This window comes from Desulfofundulus sp. JL263-se (genome assembly GCF_056316025.1).
In genome coordinates this window covers 2,450,960-2,472,616 of sequence record NZ_CM149993.1, presented here as the reverse complement: position 1 = coordinate 2,472,616, position 21,657 = coordinate 2,450,960, and the positions used below count along the sequence as shown (strand labels likewise).

Below are 21,657 nucleotides of genomic sequence, written 5' to 3'. Positions count from 1 at the left end.
AATGCTTATAAAGAATATTAAGGTATGTATATCCAGCCCAAAACACGGTTATATTATTGTAGTAATGCCAAAGGAATAAGGGGGGCTTGTATGCAAAGGGAAGAGCGCAGGTTTTACGAAAAAGCGGGGAAGCTGGCTGCTGAAGCTGAAGAGTTGCTTAACGAGGCAAGGTGGTTTGCCGGTGTGGAGACCAAAGATGCCTTGAATATGGAAAAAATAGCTGAATGCTTGGAAAAAGCTTATATAAAAATCGAAAGCATAGAAGGACTTATAAATAGGGTTATGTTAACTTTGAATCAATTGAACCAGCCAAGTAAAAAGGGGATAGATTTTTTAAAAAATCTATCCCCAAAATCATTTGGAAATATTAGGTGACAAATATTCCTTCGGGATCGATTACATTGTAAAGCAAATGTAATTCATGATAAGTGGGCGGTGGGGTTTCTCCCCTGCACCGGGATACATCAATGTCAAAGCCCATATTTTCCTTAACGTCGTCTACGGTAAATCCGGGGTGAACGGTATCCAAATACATTAAGCCGGTCTCTTTATCGAAGCGGAATACAGCCATATTGGTTATTACGGCATGCGGTCCGCCGCGGAATACGGTTCCGTAAGCTTCCTGGCGGGTTACCCACTTCCCGGATGGCCAATCTCTAACCCTCCAGCCGGGGGAAGTAACATAGTCCACGGCTTCTTTGAAGCGCCGCTTTTCCTGTACCATGATGAAAACGGTACGGCGGGCCAGGGAGTTGATGTCAGCGTTGCCGCCACTGCCGGTGAAGCGCACGGTGGGCTTCATATAATCTCCAATGGCAGTGGTGTTTACATTGCCGTATTTGTCAATTTCCGCTCCCCCCAAGAAGGCCAGGTCTATGGCGCCACGCTGGAGCTGGCTGAACACATCGAAAAGGCCGCTGGATACTGATGCTTTATATTCGCAGCGGGCGTCCCCCACCGATGCCGGCAGGTGTATTGGCCTCCCGTCCATGGAGCCGGCCTCGTATACAATGGAAGCCCGTGGTGCTGTGGTACGCTGGGCCATGGTTACAGCCAGCATGGGGAGTCCGGTTCCGGCAAAGACTACCTCGCCGTCCCTAACTTCCCGGGCTCCGGCTACCGCCAACAGGTCCAGAGTCTTATATTCACCCGGCTTAGCGGGCTGGTGATTGTTTTCCCATTGCATTTATCTCGCCCCCCTCTTGACACGCAAGCTGTATTTCATGGCAGCATTGGCCCGCAGGCTGTCCAGGCGGTTAAAGCCAAGCTTATACAAATACTCGTTAAAGTCACCTACGCCGAATATCCATTCTTCCGCCCAGGCGTCAAATCCCTCTTGAGTCTTGGTTTTGGCATAAAAGTCGCGGATAAAGGCACCGTCTACTTCATAGTAACCGAAACACCCGGTGGGGTGAGCCCCCCACGGTTGTTCTATTATGGCATCCACCAGGTAATGGGGTATCAGGTTTGCTGTGGGGTCCTGGCGAATAACTTCTTCCGGTACGATTTCTTCTGCTACCACGATAAGCTTGTCAGCAGCTTTCATGGCCTCATTGTCAGAGTACCTTTGACCCATCACTTTTACGGTTCCTTCGTCCCCCACCTGCTGGACGTGGGCAATACAAACATTGGGTCTTGCAGCAGGTACATTGATAACCTTTTGTTCACCAAAGAAAGGATCTTCCACGAAGCTAAACTTCTTAGCGGGGATGCGGGGATTGCTGCCGTCTCGCAAACCTTTCTTGCCCAAAACGTCGTATTCCGGATTCAGGATATCGGTGCCCAGGGAAGCATAAGTGGGCAGGAAGGGTACACCCATGGCACCGGCAGCAAGGCGCATTACCATGTGTACGTGGCTGTAGTCCTCAACGATTAATTCCCCGTTTTTAACTTTGCGGGCCATATTTGCGCCCAGCTTTCCATAGAGTTCGTGGCCAATCCAGCAGGATTCCCAGATTTTTACGCAACCGGCGCCTATGAGAACTTCACTGTGGGTGCCTGAATTCACCTCAATGAGGTGAAGGTCTTTTATCCCTTGACGAACTATTTCATAGACTACGGCCATGGGGCGGCGCCAAATGGTAAAGCCACTGAAGGTTATCATATCTCCGTCTTTTATAAATTTTCGCACTGCCTCGGGCACTGTCATCCTTTTGTTGTTAATTCTTGACATTTTTATGCCCCCTTTACTATGCTCTCTTTTTTAGTCAGCCAGTATGCGCTTGGCGATAACCATGCGCTGAATTTGGTTGGTGCCCTCATAAATTTGGGTTATCTTGGCGTCCCGCATGTAGCGTTCCACCTTGTACTCCTTGCAGTAACCGTAGCCGCCGAAAATCTGTACTGCATCGGTGGTTACCTTCATTGCCGTATCGGTGGCGAACATTTTAGCCATGGATGCTTCTTTACTGTGAGGGAGACCCATGTCCCGCATCCTGGCGGCCCGGTAAACCAAAAGGCGGGCTGCTTCAACTTGGGTAGCCATGTCGGCCAGCATGAACTGGATGGCCTGGTGCTGGGCAATGGGCTTGCCGAATTGTTCCCTTTCCTTGGCGTAGGCCGTGGCGGCATCCAGGGCGGCCTGGGCTATGCCGACGGCTTGGGCGCCAATACCGATCCGGCCCCCATCCAAAAGGGACATGGCTACCTTAAAGCCTTCACCCTCTTTGCCCAGCAGATTTTCCTTGGGCACTTTGGCGTTGTCAAAGATCAATTCTGTGGTCGAGGAACCGTGCAGGCCCATTTTTTCCTCTTTTTTACCCACATAGAAACCGGGAGTGTCCTTTTCTACCAGGAGGGCGGTGATGCCCTTATGCCCCTTGCTCTTGTCAGTAACCACGAAAGTGCAGTAGATATCGGCTTCTCCGCCGTTAGTGATGAATATTTTGCTGCCGTTTACGATGTAATAGTCTCCTTCCAGCTTGGCCGTAGTTTTAATTTTTGAGGGGTCGGAGCCGGCGTGGGGCTCGGTGAGGGCAAAAGCCCCCAGGTATTCACCGGATGCCAGTTTGGGAATGTACTTTCTTTTTTGTTCTTCAGTGCCGAAATAAAGGATGGGCAAGGTTCCCACCGAGGTGTGCACGGCCAGAATGACACCGGTGGATGCACAGGCCCGGGAAATTTCTTCAATGGTGATGATATAGGACAAGAAGTCGCACCCTGCTCCTCCGTATTCCTCTGGAATGGGTACACCCATGAGTCCCAGCTCGCCCATTTTTTTGATATTGTCCCGGGGGAATTCATGGGTACGGTCTATTTCCACTGCCCGGGGAGCAATTTCATTTTCAGCCAGCTTTCTTACCATATCACGCATCATTTTTTGCTCTTCGGTCAACATGTATGGCATATTTATCCAACTCCTTTGTTAAAATTTGTATGCCGGCTATTCAACTTTTACTAACATTGCATCACCTTGAGCCGCACCGCTGCAGATGGCGGCAATGCCCAAGCCGCCGCCGCGGCGCCGCAGTTCATAAATCAAGGTCATCAGAATGCGGGCCCCGCTGGCGCCGATGGGGTGGCCGAAGGCTACGGCTCCGCCGTTAACATTGGTCTTTTCCAGGGGATAACCTGCGATTTTATGGCTCACCAGAGTTACGGCGGCAAAGGCTTCGTTAACTTCGAAGAGGTCAATTTGTTCAATGGTCAAGCCCTTTTGCTTTAAGAGTTTATTTATGGAAAGACCGGGTACGGTGGCGATGTACTTGGCATCCTGGGAAACCGAAGCGTGTCCTAGGATGGTTGCCAGAGGTTTTATCCCCAGTTCTCCGGCCTTTTCCTTGGACATGACTACCAGGGCGCCGGCACCGTCATTGACGCCCGGTGCGTTACCGGCGGTAACGGTATTATTCTTGTCAAAAACAGGTGGCAGCTTCCTGAGTGCTTCTATACTTGTATCCCTGCGAGGTGCTTCGTCCGTATCCACCACCTTCGGCTCACCTTTCTTTTGCGGAACGGTGACCGGTACAATTTCATCTTTAAGCCGGCCGGCATCTATAGCGGCTATTGCTTTTCGGTGGCTTTCCAGGGCCCACTGGTCCTGTTCTTCACGGCTGACACCGTACTCCAGGGCAACTTCTCCCCCGTGAATGGCCATGTGACGGTTATAGAAAGCACACCAGAGCCCGTCATGTACCATCAAGTCTACAAATTTGGTGTCGAACATCCGCAAGCTCCAGCGGGCATTAACGAAATAAGGTGCGTTACTCATGCTTTCCATGCCGCCGGCTACTATGATGTTGGCATCCCCGGCGCGAATGGCCTGGTCGGCCATGGCGACGGCCCTGAGGCCTGAGGCACAAACTTTGTTTATGGTTTCAGAGGGTACATCCCAGGGCAACCCTGCTTCCCTGGTAGCCTGCCGGGCAGGCGCTTGCCCGCATCCTCCCTGAAGAACTTGGCCGAAAATAACATTATCCACCAGGGCGCCGTCAATTCCGGCCCTGTTGACGGCTTCTTTGATGGCAATGCCGCCAAGCTGTACGGCTTTCAGGGGCTTAAGTGCTCCGCCCAGTTTCCCAAAGGGTGTTCGGGCCGCACTGACTATTACTGACTCCCGCATTATTGTCGCTCCTTTCTAACGTTATTGGAAATTCAAAAGTATTGGAATGATTAAAACTTTCAGAATACCCAGGGTCCAAATGCTTCACTAAAAGTTGTAATGCAAAGAATGTGCCATTATTTCACTGGCCAATGATTTCTTCTTGGTCCTGGCAAATTAAGTTCTAAGAATTTTTAGATAAATAGAGAGGGTATTTCTCAATGTTATTGCCGTAGACAGCATATTCTCCAAATGTGTAAATAAGTAGTCAAATGTCGATTTTTGGTGCTAATAAAAATTCCCGTTCTTCACAAAAGAACGGGAATTGGTGTGAGATGGGAACGAACTTTTGCATATTGTATACCTCTATGCTGTATACATATATTCAGTATATTGTATACTTGTCAGTTGACTAATTAAGTAAGGGAAGCAATAAAGGCGCCGGCACATACTGCCGTTCCTATAACTCCGGCCACATTGGGGCCCATGGCGTGCATAAGCAGGTAGTTTTGCGGGTTTTCCTTTGAACCCATTATGTGTACAATCCTGGCAGCCATGGGAACCGCCGAAACCCCGGCTGCACCGATAAGGGGATTGATCTTATCTTTGCTAAAAAGATTCATTAGCTTGGCTATAAGAACGCCACCGGCAGTTGCAATAGTGAAGGCCACTATGCCGAGGATAAATACTCCGATGGTGTCAAAACGCAGGAAGGTATCAGCTGTCATTCTGGAGCCAACGCCCAGGCCTAAAAGAATGGTAACGATGTTCATAAGGGCGTTGCGGCTTACATCGGTGAGCCGTTCCACCACGCCGCACTCCATGAATAAGTTACCCAGCATGAACATGGCAATAAGCGGTGCGGACTTTGGCACCAGCAGGATAATGATAATGCTGGCCAGGATAGGGAAAATAATTTTTTCCGTCTTGCTTACCATGCGCATTTGGGTCATTACAATTTTGCGTTCCTCCTGGGTGGTAAGGGCTCTGGCCACCGGCGGAATGATAATGGGAACTAAGGCCATATAGGAATAAGCAGCCACCGCCACCGCGCCCGTCAGGTGGGGTGCAAGGGCGTTGGAAAGGAATATAGAAGTGGGGCCGTCGGCACCGCCGATAATGGCAATGGAAGCCGCCTCGGGCAGGGAGAATCCCAAAAGCAAGGCAAAGATAAAGGCTCCGTAAACGCCCAGCTGTGCTGCCGCGCCCAGTAAAAAGGTTTTGGGGTTGGCCAAAACCGGGCCGAAATCGGTCATTGCCCCCAGGCCTAGAAAAATGAGCGGTGGAATAAGCTCATTGGAAATTCCGTATTTATAGAAGATTTCAAATAAGCCGTGACTTTCCAGTAGCCCGGTTAAAGGGAAATTAGCAATAAATATACCAAACCCAATGGGTATTAAAAGTAACGGCTCTACTCCTTTTTTAATGGCTAAATAGAAAAGGATAAACGCAATTACCCACATTATAACGTTGCCGATGTTGAGGTAAAAGATTCCCATACTCGCGAGGTTTTCAAGTATTTGTTCATACACGGGAATTACCTCCTCGCCATGCGTAACATGTATAAAATGTTTTTAGCGTAATGAAACAAGGGGAGACACATTTATTCTTGTCTCCCCCCTTATTATTCAAGGGTCATGACCACGGTATCGGGGTTAACAACGTCACCGGGTTTTACCTTTATTTCCTTAACAGTACCGTCGGCAGGAGCATAAATTTTTACATACATTTTCATTGCCTCGATGGTAGCAACCTCATCATTTGCTTTAACCTGGTCGCCCGGTTTTACATCAATTGAAATTACTTTGCCCACCATAGGTGCAACTACGTCCATGCTTATGTAATACCTCCTCTAAATATTTATCCCTGGGCCCTGGCATCTTTCTTAACTGACCGTGCTTTTGCTTCAAAAATTTTACTCATGCTGGTTACGGCCACCTGTAAAATACCCAGAACACCAAAAACCATTATTATTCCCGTAAGTGCCACAACGCCGGCCTCAGACCAGTTCGTCAATTCCGACCCCCCTTGCGGCAGTGGAAAATTAAATAAAAATAAAAAATTTAAATTAACCTATTTTTCTTTTACCCAACCCCCTTCCCGGCATTCATGGACGGCAGGTCAGTGATAGGATGTCCAGGGTGTAAGTAGTAAGTGATAACAACATTGTGTTATTATGTAAAAATTATGTCACATTTAACAGGAAGCGTCAAGTCTTTTTGTATACAGTATCCAAAAAATTTTCCTTATTTACATGGTGGAAATCAAGTCAAGTAGAGTATTGCCCGGTAATTAAAATCATGTTAAAATAAGAGGTCAATTGGGTGAAGTAGTTTTTGGCTTGCAGGTATTGATTTTTATTACCCTAAAAAAATAAATTTATTATTTTTATTTTGGGGGAGCTTAAAATACGTGTATTACTGGAGGAAATATCCTTTAGCTACAGAAAAATAAACTATAGAGGTAAAACTATAGAGGTAGATTGAACAGGAGATGGTTACACTATATTTATGATTATATATTTCAAGGGGGAGCAATGGGATGAAAGCAACCGCGGAAAGAATAGAGAAAAATACCGTAGTTATGGAAGTGGAGGTAGATGCGGAAAGATTTGAGAAGGCAGTGCACCAGGCTTATAAAAAGCTTGTAAAGCAGGTTAATATCCCGGGTTTTCGGCGCGGAAAAGCACCCCGGCGGGTAATAGAAAACTATTTGGGGAAAAAAGCCTTATATAATGAAGCTGTGGAAATGGTAATTCCGGATGCTTATGTTGAAGCTCTTAAACAAACTGGAGTAGAACCCATTTCCCGGCCCAAAGTGGAACTGGTGCAGGTGAAAGAGGGCGAGCCGGTTAAATTTAAGGCTACCGTAAAGGTTAAGCCGGAAGTTAACTTGGGACAATACACAGGGTTGGAGGTAACAGAAGTTCCCGCCAGCGTTACCGATGAGGACGTGGATAAGGAGCTAGAGGCCCTGCGTAACAGGTACGCCAAACTGGTTACGGTGGAAGAAGGCAATGTGCAGAAGGGTGATATCGTTACTATTGATTTTACCGGACGTGTGGAAGGGGAGAAGTTCGAAGGAGGCCAAGCTACTGATTATTCCCTGGAAGTAGGGTCAGGTACGTTTATTCCCGGTTTTGAAGAACAATTGGAAGGTATGTCTATAGGCGAAACCAAGGAATTTTCCGCTACCTTCCCCGAGGATTATCATAATAAGGATCTTGCAGGTAAAGAGGCGCAGTTTACGGTAACGGTTAAAACATTGAAGCGCAAGGAGTTAGCTCCCCTTGACGATGAGTTCGCCAAGGACGTAAGTGAGTTTGATACCTTGGAGGAATTAAGGGCGGATGTGTTGAATAACTTAAAACAAGCAGCTGAAGAAAGGGCCAGGCAACAGATGCGTTCGGAAGTTGTCTCCAAGGCTGTGGAAAATGCCGAAGTGGAACTGCCCGAGGAAATGGTGGATAACCAGATAGAAGAAATGGTTAAAGACATGGAGCGTCACCTTATGATCCAGGGGCTGTTATTGGAGGATTATTTAAAACACACTGATTCCAGTTTGGAGCAGTTAAAAGAAAAGATGCGCCCTGAGGCCGAAAGGACAGAAAAAACGGCACTGGTTCTAGATGCTATTGCCAAGAAAGAAGGTATTGAAGTTACCGACGATGATTTAGGAGAAAAAATAAAGGAAATGGCAGAACAATACCGGCAGGATCCGGAAGCTCTCCGTAATATATTAGAAAAACAAAATCAGCTGGGTTATTTGAAGGTAAGGATTCGCCGGGAAAAGACCGTCGATTTCTTGATGGAAAAGGCTAATATTGTGCAAAACAACACAAAGGAAGCGGCCCAAGAATAGTTTTATAAATAGAGTAGTGAATAAACGGACAATAAGGAGGGAATTGATGTGTCATACCTCGTACCAATTGTAGTTGAGCAAAGTAATAGGGGTGAACGTGCCTATGATATATATTCCCGGCTTTTAAAGGATAGAATTATTTTTATCGGCGGTCCCATTGATGATAATGTTGCCAATCTGGTAATAGCTCAGCTTTTGTTTTTAGAAGCTGAAGACCCGGAGAAGGATATACACCTTTATATTAATTCTCCCGGCGGGGTTGTTACTGCCGGGATGGCCATATATGATACCATGCAGTACGTTAAGCCGCCTATTTCTACTATCTGCATGGGGCAGGCTGCGAGCATGGGCTCGTTCCTGCTGGCTGCCGGGGCAAAGGGGAAGCGGTTTGCCTTGCCCTACTCCCGCATAATGATTCACCAGCCCCTGGGAGGTGTTCAGGGGCAGGCTACGGACATTGATATTCATGCCAAAGAAATATTACGCATGAAGGCTGTTTTAAATGAACTCTTGGCTAAGCATACAGGTCAGCCAGTGGAGGTTGTGGCCCGGGATACGGAAAGGGATTTCTTTATGTCAGCTCAGGAGGCCAAAAAATACGGCATCGTGGATGAGGTCCTCCAGGTCCGTAAGCAAAGCTAAAAGAGGTGGAATTTATGTTTAATGAAAAAGGTCAATTAAAGTGTTCCTTTTGTGGTAAGTTGCAGGACCAGGTTAAAAAACTGGTTGCCGGGCCCGGTGTATACATTTGTGACGAGTGTATCGAATTATGTAACGAAATTATCGAGGAAGAACTGGGTGAAGATGTTGGATTGGAACTGGGTGATATTCCTAAACCACGGGAAATTAAGGAAATACTGGACCAGTATGTAATCGGCCAGGAAGATGCCAAAAAAACCCTGGCAGTGGCGGTTTATAACCATTATAAGCGGATAAACCTGGGTGGAAAAATCGATGATGTGGAACTGCAAAAGAGCAATATTGTTATGGTGGGGCCCACCGGCTGTGGTAAAACGTTGCTTGCACAAACCTTGGCACGCCTGCTGAATGTTCCTTTTGCCATTGCCGATGCCACTTCCCTTACCGAGGCCGGTTATGTGGGGGAGGATGTTGAAAATATCCTGCTCAAACTTATCCAGGCTGCCGATTATGATGTAGAAAAGGCAGAAAAGGGCATTATTTACATTGACGAGATTGATAAAATTGCCCGTAAGTCAGAGAATCCTTCCATAACCAGAGACGTTTCCGGTGAAGGTGTTCAGCAGGCACTGTTAAAAATACTGGAAGGGACGGTGGCCAGTGTTCCGCCTCAGGGCGGCCGTAAACACCCTCACCAGGAATTTATCCAGCTTGATACTACCAATATTCTGTTTATCTGCGGTGGTGCCTTTGACGGCATAGAAAAAATCATTGAAAATCGTATCGGAAAGAAAGGCATAGGTTTTGGGGCTGACATTAAGCCTAAGAAGGAGCGAAATATCGGGCAGATCCTTAAGCACATCCTTCCGGAGGATCTATTGAAATACGGTCTTATTCCCGAGTTCGTCGGACGCCTGCCGGTTATTGTTACCATTGATGCCCTGGATGAAGAGGCACTGATCAGGATCCTCACTGAACCCAGGAATGCTCTCGTCAAACAATATCAAAAATTATTTGAACTTGATGGTGTAAATCTGGAGTTTCAGCAGGAGGCCCTCGAGGCCATTGCCCGGGAAGCCATGCGCCGCAACACAGGTGCCCGTGGCTTAAGGGCCATTCTGGAAGAAATAATGTTGGACATTATGTATGATATTCCGTCCCGGAATGATATTACCAAGTGTATTATCACCAAAGAAATTATAGAAAAGAAAGAAAAGCCTCTTGTTATCTCCGTTGAACGCAAGAAAAAAGAAGAATCGGCATAAATAAGCCCACGATGAATGTGGGCTTATTTAAACTTTATACTGGACAAATTGGTAAATTTGTGTTAACATTAAGACAGCTAATTAATTTAATAATTTTTTCTACCCAGGTGCCCGTACCGAAAGGTAGGGATAATAGGGAACCAGGTGAGAATCCTGGACGGTCCGGCCACTGTGATTGGGGAGCCTCTTCCTAAAGGCCACTGTCCAGCCCAGCACTCAATGGTATTACTATTATGATATCGGATTACCGTAGGCAAGTTTATTATCTTGCAAGCTACCAAAATACCTTTGAGTGGTGGACCGGGTGGGAAGGCGGAAGAAGGTGATGAACCATAAGTCAGGAGACCTGCCTGGGTAGCGCACTGGTGATGTCCTCCCGTGGAGAGGGGCAGTGTACCATTTTGGTAGGGGATAAATACGCTGTAAAGTGCTAAAAAGCACCCTGACTCTTCGTGGAGAGGGGTGCTTTAAATTTTTAACCCGTACTCTCTTCCTGGCAATGTACTGCCAGGACTCCTTTCTTTATTTTAGTTTTTTATGGGCAATTGAATATGAAGGACAGGTGCCATGATTCGAGAAATCGTGGCTTAAACCTGAACCTTTGTTTTTTTCGCTGTTCGGGAAAGGTTACCCAAAAAGGTGATACTCACTTGGGGCCGCAAAACCTTGAACAGCGAACGGGCCTGTCTAACTTTACCACTAATCCGCAGGGTGTTAGGGGGTGGTTAGATGTGGCCAGATTTAGGTAAAAATCTGTCCCCGGTACATCCGGGGGCTTTTCTTTAGGTAGGTGAGCAAGTTTGATATTGATTTTGGGTGGTATCAGTGAAGGCCGTAAATTGGTTCAACATTTAGTTAAAGAAGGCCAGGAAGTAGGAGTTATTGCTTTAAGTTGTTACGGAAAAGAATTGGCGCGGGAAGACGGGGCCGTTGTGTTTGAGGAAAAAATTCCCGCCGACCCTGGTGAGTGGCTTAAAAACATTAATGTGCGCGCTGTGGTTGATGCCAGGCATTCTTCCGTATTCGACAACTACAATTCTACCAGTGACAATTGGGTTTCTGTTTGCGATATTGCAGGGATACCCTTTTACCGTATTGGGCGTGAAGAAACGGTTTTTACTGAAAATGAACTTATTCATACGGTATATTCCATGGAGGAAGCCGCTGAAAAAGCAGCCCAACTGGGAAAGAACATATTTTTGACAACAGGAAGTCACGGGCTGGAACCATTTCTGCGGCTTAAAGAAAAGCATGGCATACGTTTGGTGGTCAGGGTGTTGCCTGAGCACAGGGTTATTAAAAAATGCCAGGATATGGGTATAAAACCCAAGGATATTGTGGCCATGCAGGGACCTTTTTCCAAACAAGTTAACAAGGTCCTGTTTAAAATGTACCGGGCATCAGTGGTAGTCACCAAGGACAGTGGAAAAGCCGGGGGTACGGATACCAAGTTGTCTGCGGCCCTTTCCTTGAAAATACCGGTAGTCATAATTAAGAGAAAAGCTAATGGACCGGTGTTTAAGTGGCAGGAAGTATTTCGCTTGCTTAGGGAAAATGGGAAAAATGGAGGAAGGTGATTTAATGATTTCCTTTAAGCGAACTATTTTGTTAAGTACTTATATGCTTGTCCTGTTCATGACGGTACCCAGGCCTGCTTTTGCCATGCATATTATGGAGGGGTTTCTCCCTGTGGGCTGGGCGGCATTCTGGGCCCTGGCTACCCTGCCCTTTTTGGTGCTTGGCATTCGCTCTATTACAAATTGGGCAACGTATAATCCCGGCACTAAAATATTGCTGGGATTGGTTGGTGCTTTTGCCTTTGTCCTTTCTGCTTTAAAAATTCCTTCAGTAACGGGAAGTTGTTCCCATCCCACCGGCGTGGGATTGGGCGCCATCATGTTCGGGCCAATCCTCATGACTGTACTGGGATTTATAGTTCTTCTGTTTCAAGCATTATTGCTGGCCCACGGGGGGCTTTCCACTTTGGGAGCCAACACTTTTTCCATGGCCGTGGCCGGGCCGCTGGTGGCCTACGGTGTTTATAAAGGTGCCCGAAAACTGGGGGTGCCCACCTGGCTGGCGGTGTTCCTGGGGGCCGGGCTTGGTGATCTCGTTACATACGTTGTTACCTCCCTGCAACTGGCCCTGGCTTTTCCGGCAAAAGCCGGCGGGGTGGCAGCATCCTTTGCCAAGTTTGCCACGGTATTTGCCGTTACTCAGGTTCCCCTGGCCATAAGTGAAGGCCTGCTTACGGTGCTGGTATTTAACATAATTGCCACCTATGCTAAAGAAGAGATGCGGCAATTGCCCCTCCATCTTAATTCTAAGGAGGCCGGATTATGAACCATACCCAAAGCAGAAAGAACAATCTTTTCTTAAAAAACCTGCTCCTTTTGTCGCTGGTAGTGATTTTAGTCGCTTTCCCAATGATTTACCTCCAAGGGGCCGAGTTTGGAGGTGCGGATGGTGAGGCCGAGGCAGTTATTAATGAAATTGAGCCTAGTTATACACCATGGTTTGAAAGCATCTGGGAGCCGCCCAGCGGTGAGATTGAGAGCCTTCTTTTTGTTCTCCAGGGGGCCCTGGGAGCGGGAGTTGTCGGCTATTGTTTGGGTTACTTAAAGGGCCGTAAAAAACGGGAGGATTAAAAGGGGACTGGATTATGCTACCCATTGAACAATATTCTTATTGCAACGGTTTAAGTAATGTTCATCCCGGGGAAAAATTTACCTTTGCCATTATTACCTTAATAATCTGCCTTGGTGCTTCAGACATTTTGACTTCACTGGTTATTATTTTAATGATGGCCGGCGCGGTAATTTTCCGCGCCGGAATACCCCCGGCTTTTTACTTTAAATTAATAACTATACCCATTTCTTTTTTAGTGATAGGTATTTTGACTATAGCCATATCCGTAACAAGGGCCGAGGAAGGATTTTTATATGCCGTTAGTCTCGGTAATTTTACTGTGGGGGTTACCGGCCAAAGTATTATGACTGCCGCCAATTTATTTTTTAAGTCCCTGGGGGCCGTTTCGTGCCTTTATTTTTTATCTTTGACTACGCCCATGGTAGAAATTATACTAATTTTAAAGAGGCTACGTGTTCCGGTAATATTTATAGAACTAATGACTCTCATTTACCGGTTTATTTTTGTTCTTATGAAAACTGCCGGCCAGATGTATACAGCCCAGTCATCCCGCCTGGGGTACCGATCGTTGAGGCTGGCATATGCGTCTTTAAGCCAGTTAATAGCAAATCTTTTTATCAAGGCCTACAGCCGGGCGAATGCCTTGTCCGTAACCCTGATGTCCAGGTGTTACAGCGGGGAATTAAATGTCCTGGAACCCCAGTACATCATTTCCAGAAAAAATATATTGCTTATAACAGCAATGGATATGGCACTGGTGTTAATATCCCTTTTAGGTGGGGGTAAATTGTTTTGGCCAAATATATAATTGAAGCCCGAGACATTGAATACAGTTATCCGGACGGGACCAGGGCCCTTAATGGTTTGACCCTGGCAGTGGAAGAAGGGAAAAAAATTGCCGTATTGGGGGCCAACGGTGCAGGTAAGTCCACGTTATTCCTTCACTTTAACGGAATTTTACGCCCCGGAAAGGGTAAGGTGTTTTTTAACGGTGAAGAGGTTCGGTATGACCGCCGCTCCCTTATGCAGCTAAGGCGGAATGTAGGCGTTGTTTTTCAAGATCCGGATACCCAGATTTTTTCCTCCAACGTGCTGCAGGAAATTTCCTTTGGGCCTTTAAATTTGGGCTTATCCCGGGAAGAGGTGCTGCACCGGGTAAAAGCCGCAATGGAGGCTATGGATATAAGTGACCTCCGGGACAAGCCGGTTCATTTTCTTAGTTACGGGCAGAAGAAGCGGGTTTCCATAGCCGGGGTTTTAGCTATGAATCCCAGGGTAATGATTCTGGACGAGCCAACCGCCGGACTTGATCCCAAGCTTACCCTTCAAATGGTGAAACTGTTGGACCGTATTAGCAAGGAAGGCGTAACGGTAATTCTTTCTACCCATGACGTGGACCTGGCTTACCTCTGGGCGGATTATGTATTCATTTTAAAAAAAGGAATAATGGCCGGTGAGGGAGCACCTGAACAGGTTTTCAGAAATGAAGAATTGTTAAGGCAAACTGACCTAACTGTTCCCTGGATATTAGATGTGTTTTTACATCTGCAGGAGAAAGGGTGGCTGAAGAACGGCCTTCCTATACCCAGAACCAAAGAAGAATTATTTAATTATATAGAAATGACAGAGAAATATTTACCCAGATATCCTTTGGAAGCTAAAGGCAATTAATAAATAATTATAGCAAATAATGACTTCCAGGAGTGATAACGGAAATGGAAAAAATAACTGTAAACGATGGTGAAGTGGAAGTCAGGGGATTTTCTTTTTTAAAAGAAATTTTCGATGAAAGAAAATGGCCTTTCCCCTTAAAGGTACGTCTCGATAAGGAATGTTCTGCCTCCCAGCTGGCGGAAATGCTGGACCTGCCGCTGGACAAGATAGAAGCGGTTTTTATCAACGGTGTGGCCTGGAGTCTGGGCCGGGGAAGGGTCAGGCCGGGCGACCGGGTGGCTTTTGTTCCGCCGGGTACGCCGGGGCCCTACAGGGTCATTTTGGGTATGGTAAAGGTACCGAAAGGCGGAGCTAGTTGATGTTTTTTTTTGCGGTATTGTTCCAAGAAAGAATTATTGACATATGTTAATAAGTAGAATATTATACAGGTAGAACCGGGTTTTGTAATTTTCCTACATTTAAAGGGGGTGTTAGAGTGCCACGTGGCTTTAACGGTTGCCGGGGCGGGCCCGGTGCCGGGAATGGAAGGGGCCGGGGAAGAGGCCGTGGAATAAAACGGGGAGTGGGTATGCAGCGAGGGTTTAACGAAAACGTTAGAAAGGCAAGTCCCCGCTCTCCAGGCTTAAATTGGATAGCACCGGTTATTTATGAAGTACTAAAATTTATAGCTGAAAGGAGATTAAAGCCTCCGAAAAATTCAGTTGAACTTACCAGGTTTTCGAGGTGACAGGAGATTGTACCACGAAAAGATGTTGGAACATTTTTTAAACCCGCGTAATTTTGGAGAAATACCTGATGCAGATGGTATTGGTTCAGCAGGAGACCCGAATTGCGGGGATTATTTAAAGATATATATCAAGGTCAAAGACAACCGTTTAGTTGACGTAAAGTGCAAAGTATTCGGCTGTGCCGCCTCCATTGCCACAACCAGTGTTTTAACGGAATTGGCCCTTGGGAAAAACCTGGATGAAGCTGCGGAAATAAGCCATTTGGATGTAGCTAACGCCTTAGGGGGCCTGCCTGAAGAAAAGATGCACTGTTCCAATCTTGGAACTGCAGCGCTCCAGGAGGCTATCTGGGACTACATTATAAAGCGTTCAGGTGTTAGGGCATCCGACCAAGTATAAAAAGGTGCCCGATCTTACGGGTCGGGCACCTTTTGTACTTATAATTTTATTTATTATTGCCTGGGTCCTACAGGAAGAACTTGTTTTTTGTATACGGTATTTAAGATTCCGGCCGCTGAAGTATACCAGGCAGCGAAAGCTGTGGCTATTCCGAAATAACCGCCAAGAGTATGGGCAGTGGGACTTCCCAGGGCACCTATATCCAGTAGCACGAAAGTGATAATTAACAGGGTAAATACCGTGACCAGCGCATTATTGAGAGCAAAACTACCAATCCACATGTATATTGTGAAAATGGTCCAGGCTATCAGGAATAATGCCGTTCCTGCTGGTGTAGCCTCAATCCATCCCCAGGAGTGGGAGCCCAGTACGTATAATGCAAAGGATACCCAGAATGCACCGTAGGAAGTGAAGGCGGTGGCCCCGAAGACATTGTTTTTCTTAAATTCCCACATGCCGGCCAGTATTTGCGCAGTTCCGCCGTAGGCAAGGGCGAGCATAAGTACCATTCCTTCGGCTGCTGCGTCCACAATGCCGGCGTTAACCACGCTGAGGCAAAGAGTGGTAAGGGCGAAACAGGCCAGCCCCAACGGGCCCGGGTCGGCTATGGACGCAGTTTCGTTGATATGGTAAACTTTGTTTTCTCCGCTCATACCTATCCCTCCTTTTTATTTTTTAGGATCTCAACAGGAAAAATTTACCTTTGCAAATTTGGCATATCACCTCCTACACTCCCGGTATACTTATAACTATCCTAAAAATAAATAAAATGACTGTTAATATATTTTGTTTGAATTATCAAAATTTACTGATAAATGGTTTGTAGTTTGGTTTTACCGGTAAACTTAATATTTATAATTTTTATTAACCGGTCGAATATAATGCCTGAATGGTTTAGTACGGATAAAAATTGAAAATGTTAGCAATAATATAGAAAAAAGGTGTAATCTTTACCATGGGACAAAAAGCAAGGAGGCATCGTTTATGGGTGATTTATCCGGTGGAATTGCCGGGTTTATAACCTTTATCCAGGTATTCTTTGCCGTAATTATAGGGTTATATTTTTGGAATCTTTTAAAAACCCAACAGGGTAACAAATCGGCATTGGAGTGGGAATCCCGCAAGGAAATGGAAAAATTACAGCGCATGCGGGCCATTTCCCTAACGGAGCCCCTGGCGGAAAGAACCCGGCCCACCAGCTTTGATGAGATTATCGGGCAAGAAGAAGGCCTTAGAGCCATGCGAGCCGCCCTTTGCGGGCCCAACCCCCAGCACGTGATAATTTACGGCCCTCCGGGGGTGGGTAAAACTGCTGCTGCCCGGTTAGTGCTGGAAGAAGCTAAAAAGAGTAAACTTTCACCTTTTAAAGAAGACGCCAAATTCGTGGAGGTAGATGCTACCACCGCCCGGTTTGATGAACGGGGAATAGCGGACCCCCTTATTGGTTCCGTCCATGACCCCATTTACCAGGGAGCAGGGGCAATGGGTATGGCCGGGATTCCCCAGCCGAAGCCGGGTGCCGTTACCAAGGCCCACGGGGGGATGTTGTTCATCGATGAAATAGGAGAGTTGCACCCTATCCAAATAAATAAGCTGTTAAAGATAATGGAAGACAGAAAGGTGCTCCTGGAAAGCGCCTATTACAGCTCCGAGGATAAAAATATTCCCAAGCACATCCATGACATATTCCAAAACGGTCTGCCGGCTGATTTTCGCCTGGTGGGAGCCACCACCCGAACTCCGGAAGAAATCCCGCCGGCAATAAGGTCCCGCTGCCTGGAAATATTCTTCCGGCAGTTACTGCCGGAAGAAATTGAAATAATTGCCCGGAATGCCGCGCAAAAGGTGGGTTTCCCTTTAGATGGAAAAGGGTTGGATTTTATAAAGAGATATGCCACCAACGGCCGGGAAGCGGTAAATATCATTCAAATTGCCGCCGGCATTGCCATGACCGAGGGCAGGAAGAGCATTACCACCGCCGACATTGAATGGGTCATCCACAGCGGCCAGTATGTGCCAAGGCCTGAGAAAAAAGTCCCCTCCAAACCCCAGGTGGGCCTGGTGAACGGCTTGGCGGTTTACGGGCCGAATATGGGAACTCTGCTGGAAATTGAAGTGGGGGCAATGCCCGCGGCCCGCGGCCAGGGGAAACTAATCGTTACCGGTGTGGTGGAAGAAGAAGAACTGGGAAGCAGGGCCAAGACCATCCGGCGCAAAAGTATGGCCCGGGGATCGGTTGAAAATGTGCTCACCGTGTTAAGGCGGGTCATGGATGTGGACCCAAGGGATTATGATTTGCATGTAAATTTTCCCGGCAGTGTTCCGGTGGACGGGCCTTCTGCGGGAGTTGCCATTGCCACCGCGGTTTATTCCGCCATAAAAGGCATACCGGTGGATAACAAGGTAGCCGTGACTGGTGAGGTATCCATTAGAGGGCTTATAATGCCTGTGGGCGGAGTGGTTGCCAAGGTGGAGGCGGCCAGGCATGCGGGTGCCACCAGGGTGTACATACCCAAGGACAATTACCAGACCCTGCTGGAAAAGGTAGAAGGTGTGGAAGTTATACCGGCTGAAAGGCTTGAGGAGGTGATTGAAGGATCTCTGATTTCCACCCCGGGGGATAAGGAGGCAGAAGTAAGGCCTTCTTTGGATGTGGTGGGCGGCGGGAGCTTTATTCCTGGACTTCCCTTTCCACTGGTAAACACAGATAAAAAGAGCTAATAGACGCAAATAATTGAAAAATTCCCTGTATTTCTTAATTATACCTGGCAAAAGCCGGGTTTATTTTATGCCTGGTACTTATTGTTATAGCCCCGTACCCCCCCGTTATGATAAAATGATTAATGTATCCGCCCGAGCGATGTGTAGCAGTGACCGTGATTAAGGGGAGGTGCATTCATGAACTCCGTCGAACGGGTTTTACCTTTGTTACCACTTAGGGGAATTCTGGTTTTTCCCTACATGGTTATCCACCTGGATGTGGGTAGGGAAAAGTCAGTGCAGGCCATAGAAGAGGCGATGATGCAGGACAAAATGATTGTTTTGTCCACGCAAAAGGAGGCCCAGACCGACGATCCCGGGCCGGATGACATTTACGCTATCGGCACCGTGGCAGAAATAAAGCAGTTATTAAAGTTGCCCGGCGGAACAATCAGAGTATTAGTGGAAGGTATCGCCAGGGCCAGAATTGAGGAATATATTGAAGAGACCCCTTTCTTTAAAGTAAGGGTGCTTCAATATGTAGAAAAGTTTGAAAAAACTGCAAAAATAGAGGCTTTAATGCGCAATTTAGTCAACCAGTTTGAACAATATGTCAAGGTTTCAAAGCGTATCCCACCGGAAACAATGGCTTCTATTGTTAATTTGGATGACCCCGGACGGCTGGCCGACATTACGGCTTCCCACCTTAATCTCCGGTTAGATGAAAAACAGGAAATCCTGGAAGCTATGGATATCGTCAAAAGGCTGGAGAAACTGTGTGCCGTTGTTTCTAAGGAACTGGAGATAGTGGAACTGGAGCGCAAAATTAATGTTCGCGTGCGCAAACAGATGGAAAAAACCCAAAAGGAATACTATCTCCGGGAACAAATAAAAGCTATCCAGAAAGAACTGGGCGAAAAGGATGACCGGGCTGCTGAGGGCGAGGAATACCGGGAAAAAATAGCCAAGGCCAAGCTGCCCAAGGAAGTTGAAGAAAAAGCCCTCAAGGAAGTTGAACGGCTGGAGAAAATGCCGCCAATGGCAGCCGAGGCCACGGTGGTACGCAATTATCTGGATTGGCTGCTGGCACTACCGTGGACTAAGGGAACCAGGGACCGCCTGGATATTAATGTAGCGGAGAGAATTTTGGAAGAGGACCATTACGGTTTGAAAAAAGTCAAGGAACGGATCCTGGAATTTTTGGCCATCCGTAAGCTGGCTAAGAAGATGAAGGGGCCCATCCTTTGCTTTGTAGGTCCTCCAGGTGTAGGTAAGACTTCTTTGGGCCGTTCCATTGCCCGGGCCCTGGACCGTAAGTTTGTAAGATTATCCCTTGGCGGTGTAAGGGATGAAGCGGAGATACGCGGACACCGCCGTACCTATGTAGGAGCTATGCCCGGGCGGATTATCCAGGGCATGCGAAACGCCGGCTCAAAGAATCCTGTCTTCCTGCTGGATGAAATCGACAAGATGAGCATGGATTTCAGGGGAGACCCTGCATCGGCACTGTTGGAGGTGCTGGATCCCGAGCAGAATAATAGCTTCAGCGATCATTATATTGAGTTGCCCTACGATTTGAGCAACGTAATGTTTATCACTACTGCCAACGTACAGCATAACATTCCCAGGCCCCTTTTGGACAGGATGGAAATTATTCATATTCCCGGTTATACCGAAGAGGAAAAGGTTCAAATTGCCCTGCGGCACTTATTGCCCAAACAAATTAAAGAACACGGGTTAACTGATAAAATGATTAGCGTATCAGAAAATGCTGTGCGCAAAATCATCCGGGAATATACCCGTGAAAGCGGTGTACGTAACCTTGAGCGGGAAATAGCCGGCATTTGCCGTAAGACTGCCAAGCAGATTGTATCTAAGAAGGCTAAAAAGGTCAGGGTTACGGTGCAGAACCTTCCTCAAATGCTGGGGACACCGCGGTATCGCTTTGGTATGGCCGAGAAGGAAGCCCAGGTGGGTATTGCCACCGGCCTGGCCTGGACAGAGGTGGGTGGGGACACCCTGGCCATTGAAGTCACTAAGTATAAAGGTAATGGAAAGCTTACCCTTACCGGTAAGCTTGGGGACGTTATGAAAGAATCGGCCCGGGCCGCATTCAGTTACATTCGCAGCAGGGCTGACCAATTAGGTATTGACCATAGTGAATTTGAAAAATATGATATTCACGTGCATATCCCGGAGGGGGCTATTCCCAAGGACGGGCCGTCTGCGGGTATTACCATAGCCCTGGCCCTGGCATCGGTGTTTACCGGGCGCAAGGTCAGGAACGATGTGGCAATGACCGGGGAGATTACCCTGCGCGGCAGGGTGTTACCCATTGGCGGCGTCAAGGAAAAGGTACTGGCCGCACACAGGGCAGGTATAAAGACGGTTGTATTACCGCAAGATAATAAGAAAGACCTTGGTGAAATTCCTGCTAATGTTAAAAAGCAGATGGAATTTGTCACGGTTGAAAATATGGATGAGGTTTTAAAAGTAGGGTTACTGGAAAGTGATACCCGGGGCAGGACAGAAGTAAATTCTCCGCCTGAGGTTTCGGTAGAAATGTCATATAATCCAGTGGCTGAGGCTGAGGGAGGATCCACCATCATCCATGAAAATTGTTTCCGCGGAATTCGTAAAAAGTAGTACCAGTTTGAAGAATTGCCCGGCCCAAGGCTGCCCGGAGGTGGCCCTGGCCGGGCGTTCCAATGTGGGAAAATCTTCCCTTTTAAATAGACTGGTTAATCGTAAGAAGCTTGCCAGGATCAGTAATACTCCCGGGCGCACCCAAACTATAAACTTTTATTTAATTAACGGTAATTTGTATCTGGTGGACCTGCCGGGTTACGGTTACGCCAAGGTGCCGGAAAAGGTGCGGGCCAGGTGGGGGCCCATGATTGAGGGTTACCTGGCGGGGCGGGAGCAGTTAAAAGGGATAATTCTCCTCGTGGATATCCGCCATAAGCCTACTGCCCAGGATGTACAAATGTGCCGGTGGCTCCGTTTTTACGGGCTGCCCTATGCGGTTGTGGCCACGAAAAGCGATAAAATCAGCCGCGGCAAGTGGCAAAAGCACTTGGCGACAATAAAAAATGTCCTCCAACTGAGCAAGGAGGACATCTTAATACCTTTTTCCGCCCAAACCGGTGCGGGGCGGGAGCAGGTGTGGAAAGTAATAGAACGGTGGGTTAAAGGGTAGATA

The 21,657-nt window shown here is 47.3% G+C and carries 22 protein-coding genes and 1 riboswitch; of the genes, 14 read left to right on the top strand and 8 right to left on the bottom strand.

Annotation, left to right across the window (positions count from 1 at the left end; translation table 11 throughout):
• The first annotated feature begins 90 nt into the window (after positions 1–90).
• Positions 91–375: a hypothetical protein gene (locus tag ACX4JR_RS12810; RefSeq protein WP_476058425.1), complete on the top strand. Its 285-nt coding sequence runs from the start codon at positions 91–93 to the stop codon at positions 373–375.
• On the opposite strand, the gene ACX4JR_RS12805 is transcribed toward ACX4JR_RS12810, so the two are convergent.
• From ACX4JR_RS12805 to ACX4JR_RS12775, 7 genes are all read right to left on the bottom strand, one after another.
• Positions 368–1,186: a CoA-transferase subunit beta gene (locus ACX4JR_RS12805; protein ID WP_476058424.1), complete on the bottom strand. Its 819-nt coding sequence runs from the start codon at positions 1,184–1,186 to the stop codon at positions 368–370. The genes ACX4JR_RS12810 and ACX4JR_RS12805 overlap by 8 nt on opposite strands.
• Positions 1,187–2,173 (bottom strand): CoA transferase subunit A, encoded by a 987-nt coding sequence (locus ACX4JR_RS12800; RefSeq protein ID WP_476058423.1) that lies wholly within the window; start codon positions 2,171–2,173, stop codon positions 1,187–1,189.
• 30 nt (positions 2,174–2,203) lie between these two features.
• The gene (locus ACX4JR_RS12795; protein ID WP_476058422.1) at positions 2,204–3,346 is read right to left on the bottom strand and encodes an acyl-CoA dehydrogenase; all 1,143 of its coding nucleotides are present in this window, start codon (positions 3,344–3,346) and stop codon (positions 2,204–2,206) included.
• Positions 3,347–3,382: 36 nt separating this feature from the next.
• Positions 3,383–4,561 carry an acetyl-CoA C-acetyltransferase gene (locus ACX4JR_RS12790; RefSeq protein WP_476058421.1) on the bottom strand — a complete coding sequence of 393 codons (1,179 nt, stop codon included), beginning with the start codon at positions 4,559–4,561 and terminating at the stop codon, positions 3,383–3,385.
• A 395-nt stretch (positions 4,562–4,956) separates the two neighbouring features.
• Positions 4,957–6,039, bottom strand: a complete 1,083-nt coding sequence (locus ACX4JR_RS12785; RefSeq protein ID WP_476060560.1) for a sodium ion-translocating decarboxylase subunit beta — start codon at positions 6,037–6,039, stop codon at positions 4,957–4,959.
• Positions 6,040–6,164: 125 nt separating this feature from the next.
• Complete coding sequence (locus ACX4JR_RS12780) at positions 6,165–6,374, bottom strand: biotin/lipoyl-containing protein (RefSeq protein ID WP_476058420.1); 210 nt, start codon at positions 6,372–6,374, stop codon at positions 6,165–6,167.
• A 26-nt stretch (positions 6,375–6,400) separates the two neighbouring features.
• Entirely contained in the window at positions 6,401–6,556 is a 156-nt protein-coding gene (locus ACX4JR_RS12775) for a hypothetical protein (RefSeq protein ID WP_476058419.1), read from the bottom strand.
• Positions 6,557–7,081: 525 nt separating this feature from the next.
• Between ACX4JR_RS12775 and tig the strand changes: the two genes are divergently transcribed.
• From tig to ACX4JR_RS12725, 10 genes are all read left to right on the top strand, one after another.
• Positions 7,082–8,401 carry a trigger factor gene (gene tig, locus ACX4JR_RS12770; protein WP_476058418.1) on the top strand — a complete coding sequence of 440 codons (1,320 nt, stop codon included), beginning with the start codon at positions 7,082–7,084 and terminating at the stop codon, positions 8,399–8,401.
• A 48-nt stretch (positions 8,402–8,449) separates the two neighbouring features.
• A complete protein-coding gene (gene clpP, locus ACX4JR_RS12765) occupies positions 8,450–9,043 on the top strand; it encodes an ATP-dependent Clp endopeptidase proteolytic subunit ClpP (protein ID WP_476058417.1) in 594 nt (197 codons plus the stop codon).
• A gap of 14 nt (positions 9,044–9,057) precedes the next feature.
• Positions 9,058–10,305 carry an ATP-dependent Clp protease ATP-binding subunit ClpX gene (gene clpX / locus ACX4JR_RS12760; RefSeq protein ID WP_476058416.1) on the top strand — a complete coding sequence of 416 codons (1,248 nt, stop codon included), beginning with the start codon at positions 9,058–9,060 and terminating at the stop codon, positions 10,303–10,305.
• Positions 10,306–10,393: 88 nt separating this feature from the next.
• A riboswitch (cobalamin riboswitch) is annotated at positions 10,394–10,673 on the top strand.
• 432 nt (positions 10,674–11,105) lie between these two features.
• Positions 11,106–11,882: a precorrin-6A reductase gene (cobK, locus tag ACX4JR_RS12755; RefSeq protein ID WP_476058415.1), complete on the top strand. Its 777-nt coding sequence runs from the start codon at positions 11,106–11,108 to the stop codon at positions 11,880–11,882.
• Complete coding sequence (locus tag ACX4JR_RS12750; RefSeq protein WP_476060559.1) at positions 11,869–12,648, top strand: energy-coupling factor ABC transporter permease; 780 nt, start codon at positions 11,869–11,871, stop codon at positions 12,646–12,648. Before cobK ends, ACX4JR_RS12750 begins: the two co-directional genes overlap by 14 nt.
• Entirely contained in the window at positions 12,645–12,953 is a 309-nt protein-coding gene (locus ACX4JR_RS12745) for an energy-coupling factor ABC transporter substrate-binding protein (RefSeq protein WP_476058414.1), read from the top strand. Before ACX4JR_RS12750 ends, ACX4JR_RS12745 begins: the two co-directional genes overlap by 4 nt.
• 14 nt (positions 12,954–12,967) lie before the next feature.
• Entirely contained in the window at positions 12,968–13,762 is a 795-nt protein-coding gene (gene cbiQ / locus ACX4JR_RS12740; protein ID WP_476058413.1) for a cobalt ECF transporter T component CbiQ, read from the top strand.
• Entirely contained in the window at positions 13,747–14,625 is an 879-nt protein-coding gene (locus tag ACX4JR_RS12735; RefSeq protein WP_476058412.1) for an energy-coupling factor ABC transporter ATP-binding protein, read from the top strand. Before cbiQ ends, ACX4JR_RS12735 begins: the two co-directional genes overlap by 16 nt.
• Before the next feature lie 44 nt (positions 14,626–14,669).
• Positions 14,670–14,987, top strand: coding sequence for a MoaD/ThiS family protein (locus ACX4JR_RS12730; protein ID WP_476058411.1), 318 nt, complete (start codon positions 14,670–14,672; stop codon positions 14,985–14,987).
• Positions 14,988–15,362: 375 nt separating this feature from the next.
• Complete coding sequence (locus ACX4JR_RS12725) at positions 15,363–15,755, top strand: iron-sulfur cluster assembly scaffold protein (RefSeq protein WP_476058410.1); 393 nt, start codon at positions 15,363–15,365, stop codon at positions 15,753–15,755.
• Between the two features lie 53 nt (positions 15,756–15,808).
• On the opposite strand, the gene ACX4JR_RS12720 is transcribed toward ACX4JR_RS12725, so the two are convergent.
• Positions 15,809–16,408: an acetate uptake transporter gene (locus ACX4JR_RS12720; protein WP_476058409.1), complete on the bottom strand. Its 600-nt coding sequence runs from the start codon at positions 16,406–16,408 to the stop codon at positions 15,809–15,811.
• A 331-nt stretch (positions 16,409–16,739) separates the two neighbouring features.
• Here ACX4JR_RS12720 and lonB point away from each other — a divergent pair, with 331 nt between their 5' ends.
• From lonB to yihA, 3 genes are all read left to right on the top strand, one after another.
• Positions 16,740–18,476 carry an ATP-dependent protease LonB gene (lonB, locus tag ACX4JR_RS12715; RefSeq protein ID WP_476058408.1) on the top strand — a complete coding sequence of 579 codons (1,737 nt, stop codon included), beginning with the start codon at positions 16,740–16,742 and terminating at the stop codon, positions 18,474–18,476.
• A 177-nt stretch (positions 18,477–18,653) separates the two neighbouring features.
• Positions 18,654–21,101: an endopeptidase La gene (lon, locus tag ACX4JR_RS12710; RefSeq protein WP_476058407.1), complete on the top strand. Its 2,448-nt coding sequence runs from the start codon at positions 18,654–18,656 to the stop codon at positions 21,099–21,101.
• Positions 21,067–21,654, top strand: coding sequence for a ribosome biogenesis GTP-binding protein YihA/YsxC (yihA, locus tag ACX4JR_RS12705; protein ID WP_476058406.1), 588 nt, complete (start codon positions 21,067–21,069; stop codon positions 21,652–21,654). Before lon ends, yihA begins: the two co-directional genes overlap by 35 nt.
• Positions 21,655–21,657: the final 3 nt, after the last annotated feature.